Origin of the sequence: Kitasatospora cystarginea (assembly GCF_039533515.1) — a bacterium.
GTDB lineage: Bacteria > Actinomycetota > Actinomycetes > Streptomycetales > Streptomycetaceae > Kitasatospora > Kitasatospora cystarginea.
Genome location: NZ_BAAATR010000136.1, coordinates 1 through 2284, shown reverse-complemented (window position 1 = coordinate 2284; position 2284 = coordinate 1). Strand labels below are relative to the sequence as shown.

At 69.0% G+C, this 2284-nt stretch carries 1 protein-coding gene; it reads left to right on the top strand.

All coding sequences use genetic code 11. The features are described from left to right. Nucleotides 1-42: 42 nt before the first annotated feature. On the top strand, nt 43-2284 hold a 2242-nt coding region (locus ABD369_RS40385; protein ID WP_344641625.1), incomplete at its 3' end, for an ABC transporter ATP-binding protein/permease.

The following is a 2284-nucleotide window of genomic DNA, read 5'->3' as shown; positions in this document are numbered from 1 at the left end:
CACATGTCATCTCTGCTGGGTGCCGCAGCCGGGTATCGCGCCGTGGATGTGGAAGTGCGTCCGCGCTCGGTCATTCCGGGTCGGCAGCGCTGGGACGTCAAGCTGGTACTCGGGCGGCCGCAGGTCGCCGAGGTCCTCGCCGCGACCCTGCGGCGGGTCCCCGGCATCACGGAGGCGCAGGCCAGCCCGATCACCGGAGGGGTTCTCGTCCGGCACGATGCGCGCGTGAGGGCCAAGGACGTCGGTCGGATCGTTCGCAGCGCCGTCGCTCTGCTCGCGGAGAACGGCGCCCGAATTGCCCGTCCGGCACCGGCGCGGCCCGCCGCGGCGTCTGGTCCGCGCTCGGAGCGCGGCGGTGTCGGCTCCGTCCTCGCCGTTGGGGGTGGGGTGGCGGTTGGGATCGCCCTGGTCCGCGGGTCGGCGCTCGGCAAGCAGTTGGTCGCGCTGGGCGGGGTGGCGGCGGCGACCGCGGCCGTTGTCCGGAAGACGTGGCGCAGAGCGGCCGCTGAGACCCGGGAGCCGTCCGGGGCCGGAACCGAACGCCATCCCGTGTTGGAGATCGTCGGGCCGCGTCGTGGGCAGCTTTACCGTGCCTCCGCGTTGTCGGTGGCCTGTCAGGTCATGGAGATGGCGCTCGGTACGTTGCTGGGCTGGACCGGGTTGGTGCTCATCAAGGGTGAGGCCGCGCCGCTGGTTCGGCTCGGGCTGACGACCGCGTCGGTTCAGCTCTGGGCGTTGGCCGGGTCGGTGGTGGGTGCCTGTGCCGCGGTGGCGGGCCTGGCGTATGCCTCGGGTGTGCAGTGGCGCAGGCTGGGCCAGGATGTGCAGCACGATTGGCGTAGCCGGACGTACGCGCGGGTGCAGCACTTGGAGTTGCGGCATCTGGAGGGGGAGCGGACGACCAGGATCGCGGGCGTGTTGACGGAGGATGTCGGTCAGTTGGGCGACTTCTTCGGGGCGTCGGCGAACGACGCGTTGCAGCTGGGTACCAGTCTGCTCGTTCTGGTGCCGCTCTTCCTGCTGCTGGCGCCGGAGATCGCTTGGATCGCCTTCCTGCCGGTTCCGGTCATCGCCTGGCTGTCGTTCCGTTATCAGGACCGGGCCGCCGCTGATTACGCCGTCTCCAGTGAGCACCGGGCCAGGTTGCACAGCCAGTTGGTGAACAACCTGGAGGCGAGTGCCACGGTCAAGAGTTTCTGTACCGAGGACTACGAGGCGGGGCGCATCGATGGCCTCGATCGGGTGGCGCTGGAGAGTGGTCGGCGGACCGACCGCAGCACGATGCGGCACTCGGAGACCGTCCGGGTCTGTACGACCGCCTCGATGGCGGGGACGCTGTTGGTCGGTGGCCGTGCGGTGTTGAAGGGCACTCTGCCGTTCGAGGTGTTCAGTCCGTTGATCGGTCTGCCCCAGATGGTGTTGCTGCGGATGAACCGGCTCGGCGGGATCGTCGATCAGTACCAGCGGACGCTGGCGGCGTACGACCGTGTGCGGCGGCTGCGTGAACTGCCCGTCGAGAGCGATGGCACCGGTGGTTCGCTGGCCGTTGCGCACGTGCAGGGGGAGATCGTCCTCGATGAGGTGACGTTCGCCTATCCTGGTCGGCCGCCGGTGCTGGAGGACGTCTCGTTGAAGATCTCCTCCGGGCAGACCACCGCGATCGTCGGTGCCACCGGGTCCGGGAAGACGACGATCGCGAAGCTGCTGATGCGTTTCCAGGATGCGGAGTCGGGCGGTGTGCTGCTCGATGGGCAGGATCTGCGCGATCTGCCGCGGCGGGACGTGCGCAATGCGATTGGTTTCGTTGCCCAGGATCCGTTCCTGTTCGACGGCACCATCGTGGAGAACATCCGGTACGGCACTTTCGGGGCTTCGGAGGAGGCGGTGGAGGAGGCTGCCCGGATGGCCGAGGCGCACGCCTTCGTCTCGATGCTGCCGGACGGCTACCACACGTTGATCGGCGAGCGCGGTGCCGCGTTGTCGGGAGGGCAGCGGCAGCGGATCGCGCTGGCGAGAGCGATCCTCAAGAACTCGCCGGTTGTGATCCTCGACGAGGCCACCTCCGCGGTGGACAACGAGACCGAGGCCGCCATCCAGCGTGCGCTCAGAGGCTTCGCTGCCGACCGGACGATGATCATCATCGCCCATCGGCTGTCCGCGGTCCGCCACGCCGACCGGATCTACGTCATGGACAAGGGCGGTGTCGTGGCGGAGCAGGGCACCCACGACGAACTGCTCGCGCAGCACGGGCTCTACGCATCCCTCTGGCAGCTCCAGGCCGGCG